Origin of the sequence: Bradyrhizobium sp. Cp5.3, from assembly GCF_000426265.1 — a bacterium.
In the GTDB taxonomy this organism is placed as follows: Bacteria; Pseudomonadota; Alphaproteobacteria; order Rhizobiales; family Xanthobacteraceae; genus Bradyrhizobium; species Bradyrhizobium neotropicale.
Window position 1 is genome coordinate 83,407 of the sequence record NZ_AUFA01000005.1, and the last position, 22,679, is coordinate 106,085.

Below are 22,679 nucleotides of genomic sequence, written 5' to 3' on the forward strand. Positions count from 1 at the left end.
TCACGCGGCCGGGCTTTTCGTTTTTGCGGCGACGTCCTCGCTCAGCATCGCGATCGAGGCCAGCGCCGTCGCCGTGTGCTTCTCCACGCCGTCGGTCAGGCAGAACACGTCGGCCGCAACGACTGCGACCTGGCGGCCCGGCTTGATTACCCGTGCCCGGCAGATCAGCCTTTCGCCGACCGCAGGCGCCAGCAGATTGAGCTTGTACTCCGCCGTTAGCGCCGCCTGGCCACGCGAGGTCGCCGCCGCGATCGTCGTCGCGTTGTCGACCAGGAAGGCGGTGACGCCGCCATGGAAGAAACCGTGCTGCTGCAACAGCTCGGGCCGGCGCTCCACGGCGATCGTGCAGGTGCCGCGCGTGAGCTCAGACAGCTCCGCGCCGACCAGACCCATGAAACCCTGGCGGCCGACATTGGCGTGGATGCGCTCGGTCACGGCTGCGAAATCGGGATCCGTCTCGGTGCTCATGACGCCACTCCTCATTTTCTGTTGATGTGGCCGGGCGGCAGCAGCGCGCGGATGGCGCATGCGATCAGCGTGTCGGCCTCGCTGCGCGGATCGGTCCGATCGCGGCCGGAGAGAAAAGCACGGCAAAACACCTGCGCCGGGCCGATCAACTGGCTGATGAACATCACCGGCGTCATCGGCAAGAGATCGCCACGTGCCACGAGCGGTGCGCGCCAGCGCTCGAGGCCTTCAGCAAGACGCGCATTCTGCGCACGCTGGGCGTCGCGGACGTCCTCGCTCCATTCGCCGCGCGAGATCTCGAACAGATAGCGCGCCTCGCGCCGGCTCAACACGACCCAGTCGAGATGCGCGCGGATCAGGCGATCGATGCCCTGCCCGGCATCCGGCACCGGGTCGAGCGCTTCGAGCATCGCGCCGTGATAGTGGCGCAGCACTTCCAGGAACAGCGCGCCGGCGAGCTCCTTCTTCGATCCGAAGGCGTGGAAGAAACTCCCGTTCGAGGCGCGCGCGCGGGCGCGGATCGCCGCCACCGTCGCAGCCTCGAAGCCGACGCGGTCGAACACCGCAAGCCCCGCGGCCAACAAGTCCTCACGCATGCCGGTCGCCATCGGCACCTCCTGGAGCATAACTCTAGAGTAATGCTCCAACCACGGTCAAGACAATGTGGAGGCCGCGATCGACGCGACCTCCGGGGGTCTTGAGCTGGCGATTTGCTTATCGCGAGATCGGCGGGGTCGGCAGCCCGGACGACTCGGCCGGCGCCGATGAAGGCGCCGCGGCGGTCGGGGTTGGCGGCGGATCCTGCGGCTTGGTCGCCGGCTCGGAGCTGCCATTGGTCGTCGTTTCGGCCGGTTTGGGCGCGGCTGCTTCGGTCGGCTTCGGCGCGGCGGGCTCGGCCGGCTTTGCAGCGGCCGCCGGGGCCGGCGTCACCTGCGGCACCGGATCGGGCCGCAACATCGGGCTGCTCGGCTCGACCTTGGCGCTGTCCGGCTTGGGCTCGGCCGGCTTCTCCGGCGCCTTCGCGCTGTCCGGCTTGGCCTCATCGCGCCCGGCGTCGACCTTGGCGCTCTCGCTCTTGGGCTCGGCCTTCGGTTCAGTCTTGGGTTCAGTCTTGGCTTCAGTCTTGGGCTCTGTCTTGGCCTCGCCCTTCTTGTCGTCGGCCGGCGCGGCGGCGTCGACCTTCGGCGCCTCCTCAGCTTCCGGCTTGCCGCGCTTGCTCAGGCGCTTGCCTTTGCGGCCTTCGGGAGCACGTTCGTCGGCAGCCTCGGGCTTGCCAGTTTCCTTGGCGCCGTCCTTGGCGCCCTCCTCGCTCGGCCGCGCCATGCGCTTCTGGCGCGCGCCCTCGGGCGCCGGAGCTGCGCCCTCGCCCTCCGGCTTGGCAGCTTCCTGCGACCGTTGGCGGCGCCCCTGATGTTCGGGCGTCTGCGCGGGATTGGTATTGGCGTCCTTCTCCTTGGCGCCGTCCTTCTTGTCCTTGCCGTCCTTGTTACCGTCCTTGGCCTGGTAGCGGGTGTCGGTGGCGCCGTTGGAGACGAGGTAAGAGGCGAGAATGCCCGCCATATCCGGACTGGTCGTGTAGTGCTGGCGCAGGAAGCTCGGCAGCGATCCCGGCGCGACCGTCTTCAGCAGCCCCCGCGGGCTCTTGTGACAGGCGTTGCAGGTCTGCGCGAAAAGCTGGGAGGGGCTTTTGCCGGCCTCGAGGTTGGTCGCCTGCGCAAGCGCAGCGTCGGTCCCGCCGAAGCCAATCAGAAGCAATACCGTCGCGAGGCTGAGCGCTCGGCTCGACATTCCCATCTTCTCCATTGAAAAAACCGCAGACACAACCGGGATCCGGCGCGGCGGTCACCTTTTAGCCGATTGCGACGCGAATGGAAGGCAGCTCATCACGCGGGGAAGCAACTACGCGATTTTCGAATATCGGCTTTGAACACAACGCAATAGCGGGCCGGAACCAGCCTCGCTAGATTTACATGCAAACGCATAGGAACCGATCCGGTCCCTGGGCGTCAGATCAGAAGGCCGGGTTAGTCGCATCTTTTCGGGTTCGCTCGAAAGGCAGGGTGTCGATGGACCGTTTGTTGCGTCGATTTCTGACTCAGTTCATCCGCCGCGGGTCGATGACGGTGACCACGGCGAGCGGGATGAAGTTCACCGTCGGCGACGGCACCCGCCAACCGGTGGAGGTTCGCTTCGTCACCGTGGACGCGCAGCGACGGATCCTCATCAATCCCGAACTCGGGCTTGGCGAGGCCTACATGGACGGCGAATTCGTCGTCCAGCGCGGCACGATAGCTGATGCCCTCGCGGTCCTGCTCGATCAACCCGACGTATTGCCGCAGTGGGCAAAGCCGTGGTGGCACCTGCGCTATCTCACGCGGCACCTGAAGCAGTTCAATCCGCGCTCCCGCTCGCGCAGCAACGTCGCGCACCACTATGATCTCGACGGCCGGCTCTATTCGCTCTTCCTCGACGCCGACAAGCAATACAGTTGCGCCTATTTCGAGACCCCGCAGACCTCGCTTGACGATGCCCAGCTCGCCAAGAAGCGGCACATCGCCGCAAAGCTCCTGCTCAAGGGCGGCCAGCGCGTGCTCGACATCGGTTCGGGCTGGGGCGGGCTCGGCCTCTACCTCGCCGAGGTTGCGGACGCCGACGTCACCGGCGTCACGCTGTCGATGGAGCAGTTGCAGGTCTCCAACGCGCGCGCGGCCGAAAGGGGCCTGACCGGGTCGGCACGATTCCTGCTCGAGGATTATCGCGACATCGACGGGCCTTTCGACCGCATCGTCTCGGTCGGCATGTTCGAGCATGTCGGCGTGACGTTTTACGACACGTTTTTCCAGCGCTGCGCCGAGCTCCTGAGCGAGGACGGCGTGATGCTGCTGCACTCGATCGGCCGATCGCAGGGACCCGACTCCACCAATCCCTGGATCGCCAAGTATATCTTCCCCGGCGGCTATATCCCGGCCCTGTCGGAGGTGTTGCCGGCGATCGAGCGCGCAGGGCTGCTGGTCTGCGACGTCGAGATCCTGCGCCTGCACTATGCCGAAACGCTCAAGGCCTGGCGGGAGCGCTTCATGGCGCGGCGCGAGGAAGCCGTGCAGTTCTACGACGAGCGCTTCGCGCTGATGTGGGAATTCTATCTCGCAGCCTGCGAGATGACGTTCCGCAAGCAGGACATGATGAACTTCCAGATTCAGCTCACCCGGCGCCAGGGCATGGTGCCGACCACCCGCGACTATATCGGCCATGAAGAAGCCCGGCTGCGCGGCCTCGAACGCGGCCGCAAGCCGAGGCTGAGGCTGGCAGGCGAATAAGATCTAGTGACGAAGGGTTGAGGTCTGATAGGGCCGGGGCGAAGCCGGCAGCGCAAGTTGCGCGCGCAGGCCTGCGATACTCTCAGCCGGCACGGGCTCCCGCCGCAGTTCAGGTCGTGCGGCATCCTCCATCGCGGCGATCAGCGCCGACAGCCAGCGCCGGCTACCTGCCTCGCTTCGCCAAATCTGGGGCTGCAGTTCTGGCCGCATCGCTTGCCTCGTCTCCCTGACGACGGGTTCCGGAGCATAACCCTCCTGCCCGCCTTCCCGTTCCGCCACTACCCCGAAAGAATCCGGGAAGATGTGATCTGCTTCACATTAATCTGGTCCGCCCTGGCCTATTTCGGTCGCCATGAGCAAAGAGACCCGAACCTCCTTCGACGTGCAGGACGACCTCCGCACCGACTACGCCCTGATCGCCACCGGCGTCGGAGCGGCCCTGGTTGCGCTGGTCTACCTCCTGCTGGTCTGAAGCCCGAGCCGGAAGCCCAGCGCGTCGTCTTGCGCGCACTCCCGGATGAGTCGGTGCGCCGACATGTTAGGTTCACACCGTCCGGAGGTTTCTGTGGCAGATGCCATCGGAGTGAGCGCGGCCAAGTTCCGCGCAAGATTTCCCAATCATCTCAATCGTCAACGCTCGAACTGGGCGCTCCCTCCGGCCGCATTCCAGTCAAGGCATTGACAGGCCCCGAGGAGAGGATTCACACACCGCATTGTGTGAATCGGGCATAAGGCACGTGAGTGCTTTCTAAGCGGCGGAGAGAAGCGCTTTATCCCCGGCCCGCGCTCGAACAACAAATACGTAAAAATCTATGGCTCTGACCGATTCGACCGTCCTCAAACTCGCGCCCGACCCCGGAACTCCCGCCTATCGGAGCGCGCCGCATAATATCGAGGCGGAGCAGAGCCTTCTCGGCGCCATCCTGGTCAACAACGACGCCTTTTACCGCGTCTCCGACTTCCTGGAGCCGAAGCATTTCTTCGAGCCCCTGCACCAGACGATCTTCGAGACCGCCGGCAGCCTGATCCGGATGGGCAAGATTGCGACACCGGTGACGCTGAAGACGTTCCTGCCCGCCGATACCGACGTCGGCGGCATGACCATCGGGCAATATCTTGCGCGCCTTGCCGCGGAAGCGACCACGATCATCAACGCCCAGGACTATGGCCGCACCGTCTACGACCTGTCGTTGCGGCGCGACCTGATCGGCATCGGCGAGGACATGGTCAACGTCGCCTATGACGCGCCGGTCGACTTCGCGCCGAGGGCGCAGATCGAGGACGCCGAGCGGCGGCTCTATGAGCTCGCCGAGTCCGGCCGTTATGACGGCGGCTTCCAGAAATTCTCGCAAGCTCTGACGGTTGCGGTCGATCTTGCGGCCAAGGCGTTCCAGCGCGACGGCAAGCTGTCGGGCATCTCGACGGGCCTGCGCGACCTCGACACCAAGATGGGCGGCCTGCAGCACTCCGACCTCATCATCGTGGCGGGCCGTCCCGGCATGGGCAAGACCTCGCTTGCGACCAACATCGCCTACAACGTCGCGCAAGCCTACGTTCCGGAACTCCAGGCTGACGGCACCATGAAGGCCGCCAATGGCGGCGTGATCGGCTTCTTCTCCTGCGAAATGTCGGCCGACCAGCTCGCCACGCGTATCGTGGCCGAGCGAACCGGCATTCCCTCCTCCCACATCCGCCGTGGCGGCATCTCGGAAGCCGATTTCGAGAAGATCCGACAGGTTTCGATCGAGCTGCAATCGCTGCCTTTCTACGTCGACGCGACCGGCGGTCTGTCGATCGCGCAGCTGATGGCGCGCGCGCGCCGGCTGAAGCGACAGAAGGGCCTCGATCTCCTCGTGATCGACTACATCCAGCTATTGTCCGGCTCGGGCAAGCGCGCCAGCGACAGCCGCGTGCAGGAGATCACGGAGATCACGACCAGCCTGAAGGCGCTGGCGAAGGAGCTCAACGTCCCCGTGATCGCACTGTCGCAGCTCTCGCGTCAGGTGGAATCGCGCGACGACAAGCGGCCGCAGCTCTCGGACCTGCGTGAATCCGGCTCGATCGAGCAGGACGCTGACGTCGTGCTGTTCGTGTTCCGCGAGGAATATTACCTCGCCATGAAGGAGCCGCGTCCCGGCACCGAGGAACACGCCAAATGGCAGGCCGACATGGAACGTACGGTCGGCCGGGCCGAAGTCATCATCGGCAAGCAGCGTCATGGCCCGACCGGCACGGTCGAGCTGCACTTCGATGCCTCGGTCACGCGCTTCGGCGATCTCGCGCATGACGGCCAATTGCCGGACCGCAGCGACTATTGAGTTCCTTGAACCACGCGGGTCTCTTGCGTAAAACAGCGCCATGACAGTGGCGTCGGACCCGAAAATGATTCCGCAAAACGGCCTTCTCTCCACGGAGGCCAACCAGGCCGCCGCGCTTGCCGCCTATGGCGGCGTGCTCACCGTCGATCTCGACGCCATCATCGCCAACTGGCGCAAGCTCGAGAAGACGGCGGTACCGGCCGAATGCTCGGCCGTGATCAAGGCCGACGCCTATGGCTGCGGCGCCGAACAGGTTGCGCGCGCACTCAGCAAGGCCGGCTGCAGAACCTTCTTCGTCGCCACCATCGAGGAGGCGCGCACGGTGCGCGCCGCGGTGCCGGACGTTGCGATCTACGTGCTGGGCGGCTATTTCCAGAACACCGGCGAGCACTACGCCAAGATCAACTGCCGGCCGGTGATCGGCGACCTCAATGAGCTCGCCGAGTGGGACGTGTTCTGCCGCCGCACCGGCTGGTCCGGCGGAGCCGCGATCCACATCGACACGGGCATGAACCGGCTCGGGCTGACGATCGCTGAAGCGCAGGCCATCATCCCCCGCATCAATGCCGGCGACCACGGCATCACGCTGGTGATGAGCCATCTGGTCTCGGCCGAGCAGCTCAACAGCCAGGTGAATGCGAAACAGCTCGCCGCCTTTCGCGGCATCGCCAGCGAGTTCGCGGGCGTGCCGGCCGCGCTCTCCAATTCCTCCGGCATCTTTCTGGGCGCTCCGTTCCAGTTCGACATGGTACGGCCGGGCGCCGCGCTCTACGGCGTCAACCCGACGCCGGAGGCCGACAACCCGATGCAGCAGGTCGTGGATCTCAAGGCGCGCATCGTGCAGACCCGCAATATCGAACGCGGGGAAACCGTTGGTTATGGCGGCACCTGGACCGCGCGGCGACCGACCAAGCTCGCGATCGTCGCGGTCGGCTACGCCGACGGCTATTTCCGCGCCGCCAGCTCCAATGACGGCACCCGCGGCGCCGAGGTGATCGTCGCCGGCAAGCGCTGCCCGGTCGCGGGCCGCGTCTCCATGGACCTGATCGCAATCGACATCACCGATCTGCCACCGAATACGGTGCGGCGCGGCCATATGGTGACGCTGCTCGGCGAAGGCATCACCGTCGACGAGCTCGCGCATCATTTCGGCACCATCGGCTACGAGGTGCTCACCAGCCTCGGCCCCCGCTACGCCCGCGTCTACAGGGGCGGCAACGTGGTTGAGCCGCTGGAGAAGCCGACACCCGCGCCGGCGGCCGAGCAGACGCCCTCTCCACCGCCGGTCGAGCAGCCGGTGAGCCCGCCGCCGCTGCCGACCTAGCGGATCGCCGCTTACTTCTTCCTGCTGTCGAGTGCCTTCTTGCAGGTGTCGCTGAGCTGGTCGCGCTTGCTCTTGAGGCAAGCGACGATCTGGCCTTTGCCGGGCGCGATGCCGGCGCAGAATTTGTCGTAATCGGCCTTGCACGCGCCGCGCGTGTCGGTCGATTGTGCCAGCGCGGCCCCGGAGAACATGACGGCAAAGGCGATGGCAGCGAAGTTCAACTTGGACATGGTGTCTCCGGTTCGGATCGTAACGAATAGGGCCGCCATCTCTACATGAAGATCGCGACATTCAACATCAACAACATCAACCGCCGCCTGCCCAATCTGCAGGCGTGGATGCGTGCGGCAAGACCCGACGTCGTCGCGCTCCAGGAGTTGAAGGCAACCGACGGCGAATTCCCGATCGCCGCGATCGAGAAAGCCGGCTACGGCGCGGTGTGGTGCGGACAGAAGACCTGGAACGGCGTCGCCATCCTCGCCCGCGACGCCGAGCCCGTGCTGACTCGCGACCGCTTACCCGGAGATCGTGACGATCACGAGGCACGCTACATCGAGGCCGCAATACGCGGCATCATCGTCACCAGCATTTACCTGCCGAACGGCAATCCACAACCCGGACCGAAATTCGACTACAAGCTCGCCTGGCTCGCCCGGCTCAAGCGCCACGCCAAGACATTCCTCGAGCAGGATCTTCCGGTCGTGCTCGCCGGCGACTACAATGTCGCGCCGACCGCGATCGACATCTATCCGACGCGCTCGTGGGACAAGGACGCGTTGATCCAGCCGAAGAGCCGCGCGGCCTTTGCCTCACTCGTCGCACAGGGTTGGTGCGACGCGATCCGAGAGCTACATCCGGAGAAACGCGTCTATACCTTCTGGGATTACAAGCGAAACCGCTGGCCACGCGATGCGGGGCTACGGCTCGATCATTTGCTGCTCAGCCCGGTCCTCGCCCCGCGCCTGCACAAGGCCGGCGTCGACAAGACCATCCGCGGCGAGGACGGCGCCAGCGATCACGCGCCGGCGTGGATCGTGCTGCGATAGGTCAGCGCCCGTAATACTCCTGCACCGTGTCCCAGGCCGCCTTCTGCAGAAGCTCCACGGTCGGCGCATCCAGCCCCATCGTGTAGGAATTGCCGACGGGCGAGCGGCCGGTCAGCGCGGCAAGGCTCACGCATGCGGCGAGATACGTGCCCGCGGGACTCGGGTGCCGCCTGTCCGGCGCATAGAGATTGAGCTCCGGCTGAAGCTTGCGCACGCGCGCGACTGCGAGCCCGGCGGGAATGACGAGCGCGTCATTGGCGTTGCCGGCGGCCGTGTAGGCCTCGGCGAGTTCGGCGGTCATCTCCGGCCTGTCGGCATAGGCCCAGGACATGAACAGCACCGGTCGCATGCCGTGGGCGCGGACGATGTCGCTGTCCTTCCTGGCGAAGGTGACGAACGCGTCCTTCAATTGCGGATGGATCGGGCACTGGCTGCAATCCATCATTACGACGGCATCGAACTGCTTGCCGGGCTTGTTGAAGACGACGTGGTTCTGGTCGTCGAAGGAATAGGCGCCGAGGCCGCCCGGCCGCAGCAAATTGTCCATGTCGTGCCAATCGAGGCCGGAGCCGCCGATGGTCGCCATGGTGTTGCGATAGCTCGCCTTGTTTGCATCATCCGCAGCCCGCTCCAGGAGGGAGAGATGCCCGGGCATGCCGTTGTTGTAGTAGAAGAAGCTGTTGCCGACGAACAGCGCGGCCCTGGGAAAGTCCGGCCCGAGCGATGTGATCTTCGGCTTGGTCTGCGCCTGCGCGGCACCGAAACAGGCCACAACGGCCAAACACATCGCGAACATCGCTCGCAAAAGGCGCAGCATCGTCTTCCTCCCCGTTCGCTCCCTGAGGCCGGCAACAGACCAGCTTTTCCTGAGCGGCTCAAGAGGACGGAAGTGCAACGAAGCTGCGCGAAATCACCTCGTCACCACAGGTTCTTCCCGTCGATCACGTTCACCGGCACCGCGTCGAGATCGAAATCGTCGAACAGGCGGGCGTTGACGGCGACCTTGGGATTGTCGAAGTCCGGTTTGCCGGTCGACCAGTCCGGGGATTCCGAATAGGTCCCGCAGCCGCAGCTTGCGCAGAAGTGATGTCTGACGGTGCGGCTGCCCCAGAGATAGGTCGCGACATTGTCGGCAGGCGACAGCAGACGGAATTGCACCGGCTTGTAATAGGCCCACAATGCGCCGCGCTTGGCGCAGAGCGAGCAGGTGCAGCGCGTCACGTTCGAAGGCGCCTCGGTCACCTCGAATACCGTCTCACCGCAATGACAGCTTGCCTCGATCGGCATGAGCACTCCCTCCAGGAATGGCAGGAGACGGTCATAGCCCTCCCCTGCTGCCAACATGCTGTCAGCAGCGCGGCACGCCGCCGGCCCTGGTTTACGAACCAGCGCCTCGCGCTCGCGGACACCAGAGATCGGCTCGCTGCGAAAATGCGCAAAACAACCCCATGCAAAGTAGCGGGTCATCCCTCTGCCGTTCCAAAGCGCAGGCAAAGCAAGCCTCTTGACGCCACCCTTCTGGTCATCCTACTGGTCTAACCAAGGTCATATCAAAACGGGACGGGGATGGAACTCAAGCGGGCCGCCGAAGGCGAAAAAGGGTTTGAGAAGGTCTTTGCCTTCCTGCGCGAGCGCCTGCTTGCAGGCTCGCTCAAGCCCGGCGACCGCCTGATCTCGGAGCGAGAGCTTGCGAGCCTCCTCGGCGTCAGCCGGCCGATCGTCCGCGAGGCGCTGCGCGCCCTCACCGTGCTCGGCATCGTCGAGATCCGCGACCGCATCGGAACCGTGGTGACGCGGCCGGACGTGTCGGTTCTGAACGACTTCTTCACCTTCGCTCTCGCCCAGCAGGCAGACATGCTCGACGACGTCATGCAGGCGCGCGTTGCGATCGAATGCCAGGCGATCCGGCTCGCCTGCGAACGCGCAGGCATTGCTGATTTCGAGCGCCTGCAGCGCGCGCTTGCGAGGATCGAGGAGACGATCGACGAGGCCGATGCCGGCGGCATGGCCGACTTCGATTTCCACCGCGCGATCGTCGTGGCGTCGCGTTCGGAGACGCTGACCGTCCTGCACAATTCAATGGCGGGCCTGCTCACACATTCACATCGCAGCCGTCGCGAACTGGTGCAGGCCTTCCCATCAATGAAGACGTACCTGATCGACGACCACCGGCGCATCTTCGAGGCGGTCGTCGCGCGCGATCCAGAACGAGCGGATGCGACGCTGCGCAAGCATTTTGCCATCGGAGACGAATACCGGCGGCGGGCCGTCGTCGGCGACGTGGACCGAAGCAGCGCCTTACGCTGACCGACGGGACGGACCAATCAACAAGAAACGGACAAACGACATGGGACGAGACGACAAGGGCAGCGTGGGCTTCATCGGCATCGGCACGATGGGCCGGGAAATGGTGCGCAACGTCCTGAAAGCCGGGCACGCGGTTCATGCCTTCGATCTCAACGAGGCTGCCGTCGCTGATGTCGCCAAGGAAGGCGCGGTGCGCGCGCAAACTCCAGCGGATGCCGCGCGCGGCGCCGAGATTGTCATCACGATGCTGCCCGACACGCCCCATGTCGAGGCGACCATCTACGGCAAGGACGGCCTGCTGAAGTCGCCCCCACCCGGCAAGCTTGTCGTGGACATGAGCACGATCTCGCCGGTGGCGGTCCGCCGCATCCATGCCGATTTGAAACGGATTGGCACCAGCTTCATCGACGCGCCGGTCTCGGGCGGTCCGCTGGGTGCGAAGAACGCGGCGCTGTCGATCATGGCGGGCGGCGATTCCGGCGCCTTTACGCGGGCCGAACCGTTCTTCCGCGCCATGGGCACGACCATCACGCATGTCGGCGCATCCGGCGCCGGCCAGACCGTAAAACTCTGCAATCAACTCATCTGCGGCATCAACATCCAGGCAATCTGCGAGGCACTCGCGCTGGGACGCGCCTCAGGCGTCGATCTCAACCTGCTCCGCCGGGTACTGCTCGGCGGCTCTGCCGCCTCCTGGATGCTCGACAAGCTCGGCCCCGCCATGATCGAGGGCGATGTCAGCGCCGGCTTCCGCATCGACCTGATGCTGAAGGACCTTCGCCTGGTGCAGGAGCACGCACAGGCGCTGAACGTGCCGTTGCCCGGCACCGCGCTCGTCACCAGCCAGTATGTCGATGCACGGGCGCACGGCGAAGGCACAAACGGCAACCAGGCGCTGTTCCGCGTCTATGACCGCATGACCAACCAGGTCAGGGACTGACCGGGCGCGATGGGTATCCAACTCGACTTTCCTGCGGTGTTGGAGCGCTGGCCGAGCTTCCTCGGCGGCGCCGCCCTCACCCTGGAGCTCGCGGCCCTCGCGACCGTGTTCGGCGCCCTCCTCGGCACGCTTGCCGCAGTCGGACGCGGAACGCACAACGCGCTGATCGCCGGTGCCTGCAAGGTCTATGTCGAGACGATCCGCAACACGCCGTTGCTGGTCCAGATCTTCCTGGTCTATTTCGGGCTCGCCAGCCTTGGCCTGAAATTCTCCGCCTTCACCGTGGCCGTCGCGGCACTCACCATCAATGTCGGCGCTTATACCGCCGAGATCATGCGCGCCGGCTTCGAGGCAATCCCGCGCGGCCAGATCGAGGCGGCCGAGGGACTGGCGCTTTCGCGCGTGCAGATCTACTGGCACATCATCCTGTTGCCCGCCGTCGAGCGGGTCTATCCCGCGCTCACCAGCCAGTTCGTACTCTTGATGCTGGCCTCCTCGGTCTGCTCGCAGATCTCGGCCGAGGAGCTCACCGCGATCGCCAACTACATCCAGTCGGACACTTATCGCGCCTTCGAGACGTACATCATCGTCGCCGTTCTCTACGTGATCCTGTCGCTGGTGATGCGCGCCGGATTCTGGGGCCTCGGCCTCGTGCTGTTTCCGCGCCGGCGCCGGCTCGGCACACCGCTGTGAGATGACCATGGGCGGACATCTCAACATCAATCACCTGATCTTCCTCGGTCACGGCGCACTGTGGACCGTCGGGCTGTCCCTCATCGCGCTCATCGGCGGCGGCATCGTCGGCTTCGCGATCGCGCTGGCGCGCATATCGCCGCTCAAATCGGTGCGGCTCGCCAGCGCCGCCTATGTCCAGCTCGTCCAGGGCACGCCGCTGCTCGTCATCCTGTTCCTCGGCTATTTTGGCCTCGCCGCGATCGGCCTGCAGGTCTCGCCGCTCGTGGCGGCCTCTGCCTCGCTCACGCTCTATGTCGCCGCCTATCTCGGCGAGATCTGGCGCGGCTCCATCCAGTCCGTGCCGAAGCCGCAATGGGAGGCGGCGGAAGGCCTCGCGCTGAGCCGGACCCAGCGCATGCTGAAGGTGATCTTGCCGCAGGCGATTCGCATCGCGACGCCGCCCACCGTCGGATTCATGGTGCAGATCATCAAGAACACCTCGCTCGCGTCAGTGGTCGGCTTCGTCGAGCTGATGCGTTCGGGCCAGATCGTCAACAACTCTCTGTTCGAACCCTTCGTCATCTACGCGATCATCGCCGTCGTCTACTTTGCCATGTGCTATCCGCTGTCGCTGTTCAGCCAGAGGCTGGAGCGACGCATGGGACGTGGCAGGGTCAACCTCGCTCCGGCCTGACATGCAGCAGAACACCTCCTCCGAACCAATCGTGTCGCTCCGCGACGTGCAGAAGAGCTTTGGCCCGCTCAAGGTCCTCGACGGCGTCAGCTTCGCCGTCGATCGCGGCGAGGTGCTCGCCATTATCGGCCGGTCCGGCTCAGGCAAGAGCACGGCCCTGCGCTGCATCGACCGCTTCGAGAAAGTCGACGGCGGCGAAATCATGGTGTGCGGGCACCGGGTCGACCGGCCGGACGTGGATCTGCGCGCCCTGCGCCAGGACGTCGGCATCGTGTTCCAGAGCTACAATCTATTCCCGCACCTGACGATCGAACAAAACATCACGCTGGCGCCCTGCGCTGTAAAGAAAATGGCCACCGGCCAGGCGAAGGAATTGGCGCGCAAGGTGCTCGCCCAGGTCGGGCTCGAGGAGAAGCTGCACGCCTATCCCGAGCAACTGTCCGGCGGCCAGCAGCAGCGCGCCGCGATCGCCCGCTCGCTCGCGATGCAGCCGAAGGTCATGTTGTTCGACGAGGTTACTTCCGCACTCGATCCCGAGCTCACCGGCGAAGTGCTGAAGGTCATCGAGCAATTGGCCGCGGACGGAATGACCATGGTGATGGTCACCCACGAGATGGGGTTCGCCAAGAGCATCGCCGACAGGATCGTGTTCATGCATCGCGGCAAGGTTCACGAGACCGGGCCCGCCTCGATTCTGACGTCGCCCACGACCCCCGAGCTGATGCAGTTCGTCGGCACGGGCAATCTAAAATCATAACAGGAGAGGAGAACCAAGGATGACAAACAGGAAATTGCTGGGCGCAGCCGTATCGCTGTGCTGCCTCGTGATGATGGCGGCGACGCCGGCATCGGCCGACCTGCTCGACGACATCATGAAAGCGAAGAAGATCCGCATCTCGACCGATCTTGCCATTCCGCCCTCGGGCATGATGGACGCCAGCATGAAGCCGACCGGTTCGGACGTCGACGTGGCGCAACTGCTCGCCAAGGATTGGGGACTCGAGCTCGAATTCGTCCAGACCACCGGCGCGACCCGCATCCCCAACGTCCTGACCGGCAAGGCCGACATCATCATCTCGACGCTGTCGGTGACGCCCGAACGCGCCAAGGTGATCGACTTCACCAATCGCTACGCGACGCTGCAATCGGACATCGGCTGCATGAAATCGTCGAGCGTCAAGGACTGGCCCGACGTCAAGGACAAATCGATCGGCGTCTCCCGCGGCACCACGCAGGACACGACCTTGTCCAACATGAAGGACAAGGACCTGAAGATCGCTCGCTTTGACGACGATGCCACTATGGTGACGGCGGCCGTCTCCGGTCAGGTCGACTGCGTCGGCTCGTCGGCGACGATCATCAACCAGATCGGCGTCAAGAATCCGGCGCGCGTCTTCGAGTCACGCATCCCGCTCGCAACCTTCGATCTCGCCATCGGCCTGAAGAAGGGCGAGCCGCGCCTGATGGACAAGCTCAATGCCTGGATCGCCGAAAACATCAAGAACGGCAAGTTGAACGTCATCTACAAGAAATTCCACGGGGTCGAGCTCCCGCCCGACATGCGTGGCTGAACGAGACCGGACCGTGACGGCCGGCATCGGCCGTCACGGTCAAAGGACAATCGAAAAGGAAATCACATGCGCCTCGTCATCGGATCGGACCACGCCGGCTGGCCGCTCAAGCAGACAGTCATCAGCCATATCCGCAGCCTCGGCCATGAGGTCGTCGACGTCGGCTCCTATGACGACAAGCCGGTCGACTTCCCCGACATCGCGCGCGCCGTGGCGCAGAAGGTAACTTCGGGCGAAGCCGCGCGCGGCATCATGGTGTGCGGCACCGGCGTCGGCGCCTCGATCGCCGCCAACAAGATGAAGGGCATCCGCGCCGCGGTCTGCCACGACGTTCATTCGGCCCACCAGAGCGTCGAGCATGATGACGTGAACGTCATGTGCATCGGCGCCCAGATCGTCGGCGCCTGGCTCGCAGTGGATCTGGTTTCTTCTTATCTTTCCGCCGAATTCTCCACCGACGAGGACTTCCGCCGCCGCGTCGAGAAGCTTCGTGTCATGGACGAGGAAGGCTGACCTCGCGGGGCTGCGCGCCATGATCCTGGTATTCGGATCGCTCAACATCGATCTGGTCGCGCAGGTCCCGGTCATTCCCGGCCCCGGCCGGACGGTGCTCGCGCCGTCCTACCGGATGCATTTCGGCGGCAAGGGCGCCAATCAGGCAGTGGCCGCCGCGCGGATCGGGGGCGCAGGACGTGTCCGGATGGCGGGGCGCGTCGGTCACGATGGCTTTGGCAACGACGCGATCGAGAACCTCGCGGCAAACGGCGTCGACACCGGTCTCGTCATCCGATCCGATGAGCCCACCGGCTGTGCCTTCATCACGGTCGATCGTGCCGGCGAGAATGCGATCACCGTCGCCAGCGGCGCCAACATGGCCGCCAGCGCGTCAGACCTTCCGGCCGGATTCTTCGCCGCCGATACTCTCCTCGTGTTGCAGATGGAGGTCGCGTTCGCGCAGTCGCTTGCGGCTGCACGCCGGACGAAATCGGCATCGGGCACCGTGCTCTGGAATCTCGCGCCGGTTCCGGAGCAGGTGACTGCGCCAATGGTCACAGAGCTGCTCGCTGTGACCGACTACCTCCTCGTCAACGAGCACGAGGCGCGCGATTCCGCCGCAGCCATCGGCCTCGCCTCTTCCGATTACGAAACCGCAGCCGGTCATCTCGCGAAGGCCGGTGATCTCACCTGCATCGTCACCGCGGGCGCGCAAGGTGCGCTTGCCGCGACGGCTGACGGCACCTGCCTTCGGGTGCCCGCCCTGCACATCACGCCGGTCGACACGACCGGCGCGGGCGACACCTTTGCCGGCGCATTGGCCGCCATGCTGAGTGAAACCATGCCACTGGAAGCAGCGATGCGTGTTGGGTGCGAAGCCGCAGCGCAAAAGTGCCTCAAGCGTGGCGCGCAGGCCGGCATGCCCCACCGGAGCGCACTCTCGTCTCTTGCCTGATCGGTCCGGCGACACCGAGTTCCGGTGCTTCACCGTCGTCCCGATTTTCAAGACGACGCTCCCGAACATCTGGCACCACCATTCGCCCTCAGAGGCTCCTCCGGCTACACTCCCCCGATTCCCGGAGCGGTTCCCTTGGCTTTCCTCTTCGTCCTCAGCGTCGGCCTGCTGGCCGGCACCATTTCCGGCATCGTCGGCACGGGGTCGTCGATCATGCTGATGCCGGTGCTGGTCTATGCCTACGGGCCGAAGGAGGCGGTTCCGATCATGGCGGTCGCGTCCGTGATGGCGAATTTTTCGCGGATCCTGGCCTGGTGGCGCGAGGTCGACTGGCGGGCCTGCGCGGCCTATTCGGTCACGGGCGTTCCGGCCGCCGCCCTTGGCGCACGCACGCTGCTGGCGCTGCCCTCGCACGCCGTCGATCTCGCCATCGGCCTGTTCCTGATCGCCATGGTGCCGGCCCGGCACTATCTCGCGCGACACCAGTTGAAGGCCAAACTCTGGCACCTCGCGATCGGCGGCGCCGTGATCGGCTATCTCACCGGCATCGTGGTCTCGACCGGCCCGCTCAGTGTGCCGCTATTCCTGTTCTACGGCCTGACCAAGGGCGCCTTTCTCGCGACCGAGGCGGCCTCATCGCTCGGACTCTATTTCGCTAAATCCGTGACCTTCGAACGGTTCGGCGCTCTGACGCAGGATGTCTTCGTCAAGGGCCTGATCGCAGGCTCCTCGCTGATGTCAGGCGCCTTCATCGCCAAGCGCTTCGTGCTGCACCTGAAGCCGGACGTGTTCCGTCTGGTGATGGACGCAATCATGATCGCGGCCGGGCTTTCGATGCTCTGGAACGCGACACAGTCACCCTAGCGCGGCGCTCAGGCCGCGAATTCGGGGACGACCGACGGGCTGTCGGCACGTACCGGGCTCTCGGGTGCCGGCTGCCCCTCGAGCCATCGCAGCACGGCATCGAGCGGTTGCGGCCTCTGGTAGAGATAGCCCTGCCCGAACCTCACGCCGATCTCGCGCATCGCCTGCGCCTGCTCGGCCCGCTCGATGCCTTCCGCAATCAAGGTGAGACCCAAGGTGTCCGCGAGCGAGGCAATGACGCCGACGATCGCCTTGTCCTCGGCGCTGGCCGGGATCTCGCTGATGAACGCCTTGTCGATCTTGACCTTGTCGAGCGGAAAGCGGCGCAGGTGCGCGAGCGAGCTGTAGCCCGTGCCGAAATCGTCGAGCGCGATTGTGGCCCCCAGCCGCCGCAAGCGGCGCAGCGACTCGGACGCGCTAGTGATGTTGTTGATCAGCGAGCCCTCGGTGATTTCGAGCTCGAGAGACGAAGCGGCAACGCCGAAAAGCGTGCAGGTCTCGCGGATATCGCCGGCGAGTGAATGGTCCGCCAGTTCTGATGGCGGCAGATTGATCGCGATCCGGATCTGCGGTTTGCTCGCGGCGGCCAGCCGCTGCAAGGCGCGGCAGGCGTCGGTCAGCACATAGCGCGTCAGCCGCGCATTGTTGCCGCTGCGCTCGATCAGCGGAAGGAACTCGGCCGGTCCGATGACGCCGTGCTCGGGATGGCGCCAGCGGATCAACGCCTCCAGGCAGGCGACGCTCTGGTTTTCGAAGTCGATCTGGCTCTGGTACCAGACCTCGAACTGTCCTTCGGCGAAGCCCGCCGGAATGGCGAGCTCCAGATCCCTGCGGCGGCGATAGTCACGCTGAAGCGCCTCGTCCAGCACGGCGACGGTGCCCGGCGCCTTGCTCTTGGCATGGTACAGCGCGATGTCGGCGAGCGCCGGCAGATGCGACAGCTCGGGATCGTCGGCGTGGCGCACGGCGAGGCCGATGCTGGCGCGCGGCATCACCAGCTTGTCGTGCAGCCGGATCGGCTCGGAAATGGCGTCCAGCAAGCGCCGTGCGAACGCCTGTGCGGCCGCCTCGTCCGTCACCTCGGGGCGAATGACCACGAACTCGTCGCCGCCGAGCCGCGCGACCCAATCCTCCGCTTCGACCGCACCGCGAAGCCGCTCCGAAATATGAACCAGGAACTTGTCGCCGGCATCGTGGCCGAACGTGTCGTTGATGCCCTTGAAGTCGTCGAGATCGATGAAGCAGAACGCGACCAGCGCATCGTGCGAACCGGCCTCGCTGCTCAGGACGACAAGGCGCTCGGTCAGGGGGCGCCGGTTCGGCAAGCCGGTGAGCGGATCGTGCGAGGCCATGTGCCCGAGCCGGTCGAGCGCGCCGGACGTCGTGTGCTGCATGGCGTTGAAGGCGTGCGCGAGCTGGCCGAACTCGTTCGAGGACCGGACATCGGCCGGATAGGCGCGGCCGTCCTGCTTGCTGCGCTGGATCGCCGACATCATGGCGGCGAGCGGCCGGCCGATGAAGATGTTCGCCGAAATCCGCATCGCGATCACGGTCGCCAGCGTCGCCAGCACGCCGACGACGAGAAGCATCATCAGCCGGCTGCCCGCATCCGCATAGAGCGAGGAATAGGAATAGGCGATCGCGATCCGGCCGGCCTGAACGGCGATGTTGCCGTTGCTGTACTTGATGGGACGCGAGACCTCCGCGACCGCCTGGCCGGTCGGCCGCGGCACCACGCGGGCAATGGCAGCGCCGGTGTCGTCATAGACGGCTGCGGCAGAGATCGACTCGTCGTGCATGATCTCGTCAAGCACGCTCGTGACCTGCTCATAGCGCATCTTCCAGAGCGGCTCGGCGATGAGCTCGGCGCGGCTGTCGGCAACCCGGGCGATGCGGGCGTCGAGCTGCCTGATCTGCGACCAGAAGCTCGAGACCTCGACGCCGGCCGAGGCGAGCAGCTGAACCAGCAGCAGCACGGGCACCGTGGCCCAGATCATCGCACGGACGACCGAGCGCGAAGCCGCGGGCCTCGCTTGCCCGGTTCGATCCGGATCGGTCATCGCGTCGTCTTTCTTCATCATTCACCGGCGCCGTTCGCAGGAGACAGCGACGAGATGAGCGCGTCGATGGAGAAGTCATAACGGCCGCAGGCGCCGGCCTTGGCTCTGAAGCGCGCGAAGTCGATACGCTCGAAGGCGCGCGTCCTGATCAGGGCGCTGACGGAGACGAGGTTGTTGCGCGTGACCGCTGATGTCTTGACCTCGACATGGGGTGAAGCCGCCGCGAAATCGCAGCCGTCGGCGTAGTCGCGCAGCAGGACGATCGACCAGCCGCCGAGCAGGAAGTGGCCGCCGTCGGTCAGGAGCAGACGGCCCGCCTTGATCTCGCGCAGGGCGTCCTCCGACCAATTGAGGCCGACCACCTCGATGTCCCGGCCCGGCGCGAGGCCGGCGGCCGCCAGTGCGTTGAGCGCTCCCAGCGCCATCGGATCGTTTCCGGCCCATATGCCGGCGGGACGGATGCCCTTGCGGGAGGCCCAGTTCAGATAATTGGCCGTGACGTGCTCGGCCTCCGATTGCGTCCAGTTGGCGAACAGCATCCGGTCCACCACCACGTCGGGCGCGGCCGCCACGGCGAGGTCGAGACCGGCGTTGCGGGCGATCGAGGCCGGCGTGATCTCGTCGCCGCCGATTCCGAGAATGTGGATCCTGCCGTCCGGGCTCTGCCATTTCCCAGCACGCGCCGCGCCGATCAGCGCATTCGCCATGCGCGCGCCCGCTGTCGTGAGGTCAGTCGTGATGTCGCCGAGCCAGGTCTTGAGCTTTTCGCGCGGCGGCCCCAGGCGCGCCGCATCGTCGCCAATCAGCGTGTTCGACAGCAGCAGCGTCTTGACGCCAGCGATTTCGGCCGCCTCCACGATCGGGACCGCCGCGGATTCTTCGTTGGACAGGATGAGGAAATCGGGCTTCTCGGCACGGGCGAGCACGGCGAGGCCGAGCTCCTGCATGGTGCGGTAGTTTCGCTCGCTGGTCAGCACCTCGACCTTCGCATTGAGCTTGCGCCCGGCCGCCTGCATGGTCTGCGAGACCATGTCCCAGAAGACCTCGCCGGTCTTGCCCGGATTGACGAAGACGATGTTGAGGGGCTTTCCCTCGGCCGCAACGGCACCGCCGGCCGGCGCAAGAACGCCGCAGGCCAGGCTCACGGCCAGCAATATGCGCAGGAATCTCATCGTTCTCTTCGCCACCCCGAATTGGTTCCGAGGTTGGCCCCGCGTCCGCTAACACTTCGCAAAATCCGGTTGGTTACGGCCGCGCAGAGCTAACAAAGGGTGTATCCAATCGCTTGAATTGCGATATTGACCTGCGTGGGCGGTGCCGGTGACGGGCCGGCAAACGCACGTCCGGCATCCCGTTCCGTGCTATCAACAAATCTGAAACCCTCCGACTCGCTCTCCCATGGCCAAGAACACGCTTTCCTTCGTCTGCCAGAACTGCGGCGCGGCCTACAATCGCTGGCAGGGCAAGTGCGACGCCTGCGGTGAGTGGAACACGCTTGCCGAGGAAGACGCGACCGGCAGCGTGCCGGTGTCGATCCGCTCCAAGCGCAAGGGACGGACGTTTGCACTGGAGAGCCTCGCGGGAAAAAGTCCGGACGCCCCGCGCCTGTCCTCCGGGATGACCGAGCTCGACCGCGTCACCGGCGGCGGCTTTGTCCGCGGCTCGGTGCTCCTGGTCGGCGGCGATCCCGGCATCGGCAAGTCGACCCTGCTCACGCAGGCGACCAGCATGCTGGCACGCGCCGGCCACCGCATCGTCTACATCTCCGGCGAAGAGGCTGTCGCGCAGGTGCGCCTGCGCGCAGAACGGCTCGGACTGTCGGATGCGCCGGTGCAGCTTGCCGCCGAAACCTCGGTCGAGGACATCGTCTCAACGCTGTCGGAAGGCGCGGTCCCTCGGCTGATCGTGATCGACTCGATCCAGACCATGTGGACCGACACGGTGGAATCCGCGCCCGGCACGGTGACGCAGGTGCGCGCCTCCGCACAGGCGCTGATCCGCTTCGCCAAGAAGACCGGAGCTGCCATCATCCTGGTCGGTCATGTCACCAAGGACGGCCAGATTGCGGGCCCCCGCGTGGTCGAGCACATGGTTGACGCCGTGCTGTCCTTCGAGGGCGAGGGCTCGCAGCAATTCCGCATCCTGCGCGCGGTGAAGAACCGCTTCGGCCCGACCGACGAGATCGGCGTGTTCGAGATGACGGGCCTCGGCCTGCGCGAAGTGACGAACCCGTCGGAGCTGTTCCTTTCCGAGCGCGACCTCGGGACGCCGGGCACGGCGGTGTTCGCCGGCATCGAGGGCACGCGGCCCGTGCTGGTCGAGTTGCAGGCGCTGGTCGCCCCGACCTCGCTCGGAACCCCGCGGCGGGCGGTGGTCGGCTGGGACCCGAGCCGGCTCTCGATGGTGCTGGCGGTGCTGGAGGCCCATTGCGGGGTCAAGCTGTCCGGCCATGACGTCTACCTGAACGTCGCCGGTGGCCTGCGCATCCACGAGCCGGCGGCCGATCTCGCCGCCGCGGCTGCGCTGGTGTCCTCCCTGGTTAATGCGCAGTTACCCACGGATGCGGTCTATTTCGGCGAAATCTCACTCTCCGGCGTAGTCCGCCCAGTGGCCCAGACGCCTGCCCGGCTGAAAGAGGCGGCCAAGCTCGGTTTCAGCCGCGCCGTACTGCCCGAATCGGCCCGGGGCGAGGCTGGCGGCGACGCCGGGCTGGCGCTCAACGCGGTCAACAGCCTGACGACCTTGGTGGCCGAGATCGCCGCCCGCGGCTCCCGCCGAGGCGATGCGAACGCGCCGGCAGAGAAAAATGCCACACCGGCAAGATTCCGCCGTGGAGAGGGTTAGCCGGAGGTGACGTCCCCGGCCCCCGCCGCTATACAGCCGTCACAAAAGCAGCACGGGATTGCGTGGTTCCGGTCTTGCCGGGAGCATTGTCTGCCCCTCACTTAGGGCGGCGGCCAGAACACCGATTCGCTGAGCACCTTTGAGAGTACGAGCGGACCAGACCAGCCGATGCCGATTACACTCCTCGACCTGATTCTGCTCGGTGTGATGTTGATCTCGGGCCTGCTTGCCATGGTCCGCGGCTTCATGCGCGAAATCCTGTCGATCGCAGCCTGGGGCGCCGCCGCGATCGTGACGCTCTACTCGTTCTCCAAGCTGCTGCCGACCGCAAAGACCTATTTCAACAACGACACGGTCGCGAGCGTGGTCGTCGTCGCCGGCGTCTTCGTCGGCACCCTGATCGTGGTCTCCGTGATCACGGTGCGCATCTCCGACATGATCCTGGATTCGCGGATCGGCGCCCTCGACCGCACCCTCGGCTTCCTGTTTGGCCTCGCTCGCGGCCTTTTGATCGTCGTGGTCGCCTTCCTGTTCTTCACCTGGCTGGTGCCGGACAAGCAGCGTCCGGACTGGGTCACCGGGGCCAAGTCCCGGGTCGTGCTCCAGGGAACCGGGGATTGGCTGATGTCGCTCTTGCCGGATGACCCCGAGAACACCATCTTGAAGAGATTCAAGAAAAACAAACCAGATGATGATCAAGCTGATTCCGAGCAGCAGCCTTCGGGCGGCAGCGACGGATACAGTAAACCAGCTCGTGACAGCCTGAAAAAGCTGATCGAGAAGCCTGCGGCGCGTTGATTG

General features: G+C 65.4%; 24 protein-coding genes. 15 read left to right on the forward strand and 9 right to left on the reverse strand.

What is annotated here, in order from left to right:
- The 3 genes from K289_RS0110390 to K289_RS0110400 form a co-directional block, all read right to left on the reverse strand.
- Positions 1-468: a PaaI family thioesterase gene (locus tag K289_RS0110390; RefSeq protein ID WP_027551449.1), complete on the reverse strand. Its 468-nt coding sequence runs from the start codon at positions 466-468 to the stop codon at positions 1-3.
- Positions 469-479: 11 nt separating this feature from the next.
- On the reverse strand, positions 480-1,076 hold the full coding sequence (locus K289_RS0110395) for a TetR/AcrR family transcriptional regulator (RefSeq protein WP_027551450.1): 597 nt from the start codon (positions 1,074-1,076) through the stop codon (positions 480-482).
- A 106-nt stretch (positions 1,077-1,182) separates the two neighbouring features.
- Positions 1,183-2,256, reverse strand: a complete 1,074-nt coding sequence (locus tag K289_RS0110400) for a hypothetical protein (protein WP_027551451.1) — start codon at positions 2,254-2,256, stop codon at positions 1,183-1,185.
- A 278-nt stretch (positions 2,257-2,534) separates the two neighbouring features.
- Here K289_RS0110400 and K289_RS0110405 point away from each other — a divergent pair, with 278 nt between their 5' ends.
- Positions 2,535-3,785 (forward strand): cyclopropane-fatty-acyl-phospholipid synthase family protein, encoded by a 1,251-nt coding sequence (locus tag K289_RS0110405; RefSeq protein ID WP_027551452.1) that lies wholly within the window; start codon positions 2,535-2,537, stop codon positions 3,783-3,785.
- A gap of 3 nt (positions 3,786-3,788) precedes the next feature.
- Here K289_RS0110405 and K289_RS48585 read toward each other — a convergent pair whose 3' ends face one another.
- Positions 3,789-3,995 (reverse strand): transcriptional regulator, encoded by a 207-nt coding sequence (locus K289_RS48585; RefSeq protein ID WP_084788597.1) that lies wholly within the window; start codon positions 3,993-3,995, stop codon positions 3,789-3,791.
- Positions 3,996-4,597: 602 nt separating this feature from the next.
- Here K289_RS48585 and K289_RS0110415 point away from each other — a divergent pair.
- Both K289_RS0110415 and alr read left to right on the forward strand, forming a co-directional pair.
- Entirely contained in the window at positions 4,598-6,103 is a 1,506-nt protein-coding gene (locus tag K289_RS0110415; RefSeq protein WP_027551453.1) for a replicative DNA helicase, read from the forward strand.
- Between the two features lie 46 nt (positions 6,104-6,149).
- A complete protein-coding gene (gene alr / locus K289_RS0110420; protein ID WP_027551454.1) occupies positions 6,150-7,427 on the forward strand; it encodes an alanine racemase in 1,278 nt (425 codons plus the stop codon).
- Positions 7,428-7,438: 11 nt separating this feature from the next.
- Here the strand turns inward: alr and K289_RS0110425 are convergent, their stop codons facing one another.
- Positions 7,439-7,657 carry a cysteine rich repeat-containing protein gene (locus K289_RS0110425; protein WP_027551455.1) on the reverse strand — a complete coding sequence of 73 codons (219 nt, stop codon included), beginning with the start codon at positions 7,655-7,657 and terminating at the stop codon, positions 7,439-7,441.
- Between the two features lie 45 nt (positions 7,658-7,702).
- On the opposite strand from K289_RS0110425, the gene K289_RS0110430 reads away from it, so the two are divergent.
- Positions 7,703-8,473, forward strand: a complete 771-nt coding sequence (locus tag K289_RS0110430; protein WP_027551456.1) for an exodeoxyribonuclease III — start codon at positions 7,703-7,705, stop codon at positions 8,471-8,473.
- Position 8,474: 1 nt separating this feature from the next.
- Here the strand turns inward: K289_RS0110430 and K289_RS0110435 are convergent, their stop codons facing one another.
- Together K289_RS0110435 and K289_RS0110440 are read right to left on the reverse strand one after the other, a co-directional pair.
- The gene (locus tag K289_RS0110435) at positions 8,475-9,290 is read right to left on the reverse strand and encodes a DUF4886 domain-containing protein (protein WP_027551457.1); all 816 of its coding nucleotides are present in this window, start codon (positions 9,288-9,290) and stop codon (positions 8,475-8,477) included.
- A 101-nt stretch (positions 9,291-9,391) separates the two neighbouring features.
- Positions 9,392-9,760: a GFA family protein gene (locus K289_RS0110440; RefSeq protein ID WP_027551458.1), complete on the reverse strand. Its 369-nt coding sequence runs from the start codon at positions 9,758-9,760 to the stop codon at positions 9,392-9,394.
- A gap of 279 nt (positions 9,761-10,039) precedes the next feature.
- On the opposite strand from K289_RS0110440, the gene K289_RS0110445 reads away from it, so the two are divergent.
- The 9 genes from K289_RS0110445 to K289_RS0110485 all read left to right on the forward strand — a co-directional run bounded on the left by K289_RS0110445 (position 10,040) and on the right by K289_RS0110485 (position 16,974).
- Positions 10,040-10,780, forward strand: a complete 741-nt coding sequence (locus K289_RS0110445) for a FadR/GntR family transcriptional regulator (protein WP_027551459.1) — start codon at positions 10,040-10,042, stop codon at positions 10,778-10,780.
- A gap of 40 nt (positions 10,781-10,820) precedes the next feature.
- A complete protein-coding gene (locus K289_RS0110450; protein WP_027551460.1) occupies positions 10,821-11,720 on the forward strand; it encodes an NAD(P)-dependent oxidoreductase in 900 nt (299 codons plus the stop codon).
- A 9-nt stretch (positions 11,721-11,729) separates the two neighbouring features.
- Positions 11,730-12,413 carry an amino acid ABC transporter permease gene (locus K289_RS0110455; RefSeq protein ID WP_027551461.1) on the forward strand — a complete coding sequence of 228 codons (684 nt, stop codon included), beginning with the start codon at positions 11,730-11,732 and terminating at the stop codon, positions 12,411-12,413.
- A 7-nt stretch (positions 12,414-12,420) separates the two neighbouring features.
- Positions 12,421-13,089 carry an amino acid ABC transporter permease gene (locus tag K289_RS0110460; protein WP_027551462.1) on the forward strand — a complete coding sequence of 223 codons (669 nt, stop codon included), beginning with the start codon at positions 12,421-12,423 and terminating at the stop codon, positions 13,087-13,089.
- Position 13,090: 1 nt separating this feature from the next.
- Positions 13,091-13,846 (forward strand): amino acid ABC transporter ATP-binding protein, encoded by a 756-nt coding sequence (locus K289_RS0110465; RefSeq protein WP_027551463.1) that lies wholly within the window; start codon positions 13,091-13,093, stop codon positions 13,844-13,846.
- Between the two features lie 19 nt (positions 13,847-13,865).
- The gene (locus tag K289_RS0110470) at positions 13,866-14,660 is read left to right on the forward strand and encodes a transporter substrate-binding domain-containing protein (protein WP_027551464.1); all 795 of its coding nucleotides are present in this window, start codon (positions 13,866-13,868) and stop codon (positions 14,658-14,660) included.
- 66 nt (positions 14,661-14,726) lie between these two features.
- A complete protein-coding gene (gene rpiB, locus K289_RS0110475; protein WP_027551465.1) occupies positions 14,727-15,173 on the forward strand; it encodes a ribose 5-phosphate isomerase B in 447 nt (148 codons plus the stop codon).
- Positions 15,151-16,110 carry a ribokinase gene (locus K289_RS0110480; RefSeq protein WP_371260803.1) on the forward strand — a complete coding sequence of 320 codons (960 nt, stop codon included), beginning with the start codon at positions 15,151-15,153 and terminating at the stop codon, positions 16,108-16,110. Before rpiB ends, K289_RS0110480 begins: the two co-directional genes overlap by 23 nt.
- 135 nt (positions 16,111-16,245) lie before the next feature.
- Positions 16,246-16,974, forward strand: a complete 729-nt coding sequence (locus K289_RS0110485; RefSeq protein ID WP_027551467.1) for a sulfite exporter TauE/SafE family protein — start codon at positions 16,246-16,248, stop codon at positions 16,972-16,974.
- Between the two features lie 8 nt (positions 16,975-16,982).
- Here K289_RS0110485 and K289_RS0110490 read toward each other — a convergent pair whose 3' ends face one another.
- Positions 16,983-19,052, reverse strand: a complete 2,070-nt coding sequence (locus tag K289_RS0110490; RefSeq protein ID WP_027551468.1) for a bifunctional diguanylate cyclase/phosphodiesterase — start codon at positions 19,050-19,052, stop codon at positions 16,983-16,985.
- Entirely contained in the window at positions 19,052-20,206 is a 1,155-nt protein-coding gene (locus K289_RS0110495; RefSeq protein ID WP_035684410.1) for an ABC transporter substrate-binding protein, read from the reverse strand. The genes K289_RS0110490 and K289_RS0110495 overlap by 1 nt, the downstream gene beginning before the upstream one ends.
- 226 nt (positions 20,207-20,432) lie before the next feature.
- Here K289_RS0110495 and radA point away from each other — a divergent pair, with 226 nt between their 5' ends.
- Both radA and K289_RS0110505 read left to right on the forward strand, forming a co-directional pair.
- On the forward strand, positions 20,433-21,878 hold the full coding sequence (radA, locus tag K289_RS0110500; RefSeq protein ID WP_027551470.1) for a DNA repair protein RadA: 1,446 nt from the start codon (positions 20,433-20,435) through the stop codon (positions 21,876-21,878).
- Positions 21,879-22,046: 168 nt separating this feature from the next.
- Positions 22,047-22,676: a CvpA family protein gene (locus tag K289_RS0110505; protein ID WP_027551471.1), complete on the forward strand. Its 630-nt coding sequence runs from the start codon at positions 22,047-22,049 to the stop codon at positions 22,674-22,676.
- Positions 22,677-22,679 lie beyond the last annotated feature (3 nt).

Excerpts from the sequence above, each read along its gene's own strand:
- K289_RS0110470 (WP_027551464.1), top strand. The coding sequence starts at position 13,866 with ATGACAAACAGGAAATTGCTGGGCGCAGCCGTATCGCTGTGCTGCCTC.
- K289_RS0110435 (WP_027551457.1), bottom strand. The coding sequence starts at position 9,290 with ATGCTGCGCCTTTTGCGAGCGATGTTCGCGATGTGTTTGGCCGTTGTG.
- K289_RS0110490 (WP_027551468.1), bottom strand. The coding sequence starts at position 19,052 with ATGAAGAAAGACGACGCGATGACCGATCCGGATCGAACCGGGCAAGCG.
- K289_RS0110505 (WP_027551471.1), top strand. The coding sequence starts at position 22,047 with ATGCCGATTACACTCCTCGACCTGATTCTGCTCGGTGTGATGTTGATC.
- K289_RS0110400 (WP_027551451.1), bottom strand. The coding sequence starts at position 2,256 with ATGTCGAGCCGAGCGCTCAGCCTCGCGACGGTATTGCTTCTGATTGGC.
- K289_RS0110430 (WP_027551456.1), top strand. The coding sequence starts at position 7,703 with ATGAAGATCGCGACATTCAACATCAACAACATCAACCGCCGCCTGCCC.
- K289_RS0110450 (WP_027551460.1), top strand. The coding sequence starts at position 10,821 with ATGGGACGAGACGACAAGGGCAGCGTGGGCTTCATCGGCATCGGCACG.
- rpiB (WP_027551465.1), top strand. The coding sequence starts at position 14,727 with ATGCGCCTCGTCATCGGATCGGACCACGCCGGCTGGCCGCTCAAGCAG.
- K289_RS0110465 (WP_027551463.1), top strand. The coding sequence starts at position 13,091 with ATGCAGCAGAACACCTCCTCCGAACCAATCGTGTCGCTCCGCGACGTG.
- K289_RS48585 (WP_084788597.1), bottom strand. The coding sequence starts at position 3,995 with ATGCGGCCAGAACTGCAGCCCCAGATTTGGCGAAGCGAGGCAGGTAGC.
- K289_RS0110495 (WP_035684410.1), bottom strand. The coding sequence starts at position 20,206 with ATGAGATTCCTGCGCATATTGCTGGCCGTGAGCCTGGCCTGCGGCGTT.
- radA (WP_027551470.1), top strand. The coding sequence starts at position 20,433 with ATGGCCAAGAACACGCTTTCCTTCGTCTGCCAGAACTGCGGCGCGGCC.
- K289_RS0110415 (WP_027551453.1), top strand. The coding sequence starts at position 4,598 with ATGGCTCTGACCGATTCGACCGTCCTCAAACTCGCGCCCGACCCCGGA.
- K289_RS0110395 (WP_027551450.1), bottom strand. The coding sequence starts at position 1,076 with ATGGCGACCGGCATGCGTGAGGACTTGTTGGCCGCGGGGCTTGCGGTG.
- K289_RS0110405 (WP_027551452.1), top strand. The coding sequence starts at position 2,535 with ATGGACCGTTTGTTGCGTCGATTTCTGACTCAGTTCATCCGCCGCGGG.
- K289_RS0110425 (WP_027551455.1), bottom strand. The coding sequence starts at position 7,657 with ATGTCCAAGTTGAACTTCGCTGCCATCGCCTTTGCCGTCATGTTCTCC.
- K289_RS0110440 (WP_027551458.1), bottom strand. The coding sequence starts at position 9,760 with ATGCCGATCGAGGCAAGCTGTCATTGCGGTGAGACGGTATTCGAGGTG.
- K289_RS0110460 (WP_027551462.1), top strand. The coding sequence starts at position 12,421 with ATGGGCGGACATCTCAACATCAATCACCTGATCTTCCTCGGTCACGGC.
- K289_RS0110390 (WP_027551449.1), bottom strand. The coding sequence starts at position 468 with ATGAGCACCGAGACGGATCCCGATTTCGCAGCCGTGACCGAGCGCATC.
- K289_RS0110445 (WP_027551459.1), top strand. The coding sequence starts at position 10,040 with ATGGAACTCAAGCGGGCCGCCGAAGGCGAAAAAGGGTTTGAGAAGGTC.
- K289_RS0110455 (WP_027551461.1), top strand. The coding sequence starts at position 11,730 with ATGGGTATCCAACTCGACTTTCCTGCGGTGTTGGAGCGCTGGCCGAGC.